General features: G+C 62.4%; 2 pseudogenes. One reads left to right on the forward strand and one right to left on the reverse strand.

Annotated elements, in window-relative coordinates:
- Window positions 1–295 (reverse strand): annotated as a pseudogene (locus EN807_RS32340) (transposase); the annotation flags it as partial.
- Between the two features lie 74 nt (window positions 296–369).
- On the opposite strand from EN807_RS32340, the pseudogene EN807_RS32345 reads away from it, so the two are divergent.
- Window positions 370–750, forward strand: a pseudogene (locus EN807_RS32345) (hypothetical protein); the annotation flags it as partial.

Here is a 750-nt window from a genome sequence, read left to right on the forward strand (position 1 = left end):
CATAGGCCAGGAACACGTTGCCGTTCATAGCGCCGTCGTAGACGAAGGGCGCAGTCATGCCCGTCAGCCGCAGCGCTCCGGTGAAGGTCGTGGTCTTCCAGTGGCCATGCGGCACGCCGGCCCGGCAGCGCTCGCCGCGCGGCGCTCTTCCACGCAGGCGGGCCATCTTTGTGGAGAGGCCGGTCTCGTCGATGAACACGAGCTTCGCCGGATCGAGATCGAACTGGCCGTCGAACCAGTCCTGGCGCCGCTTCAGCACGTCGGGGCGATCCTGCTCCAGTGCGTGCGCGGACTTTTATGGAATGGCCCGCCCTCCTTCGAGGGCATCGCGCTAGGATGCCGGTGTTTGGAACCGGAGAAGGACGAGCCATGACGATCATGATACTGGGAATTGACCTTGGCAAGAACAGCTGCAGCGTTGCGGGATTGGATGCGGACGGGAAGGTGGTTCTGCGCCGCCGCATGCAACCGAAAACGATTGTGGGCTTCGCCTCGAAGCTTGCGCCCTGCACGGTTGCAATGGAAGCCTGCTGCGGCGCGCATCATCTGGGTGGGCTTCTGAGCGACCAGGGACATGAGGTCCGACTGATGTCGCCGGAATACGTGCGTCCTTACGTGAAGGCGCAGAAGATGGGATGGTTGCCGCCCTCCCCAGACGGCATCGCAATGTGCCAAGGTCGTGATGTTCAACGCCACGAGAAGGAGAGGACGGCAAATGAAGGATACTATGATCGGGGTGGACCTGGCAAA

Origin of the sequence: Mesorhizobium sp. M5C.F.Ca.ET.164.01.1.1, from assembly GCF_004792125.1 — a bacterium.
Classification (GTDB): domain Bacteria; phylum Pseudomonadota; class Alphaproteobacteria; order Rhizobiales; family Rhizobiaceae; genus Mesorhizobium; species Mesorhizobium wenxiniae.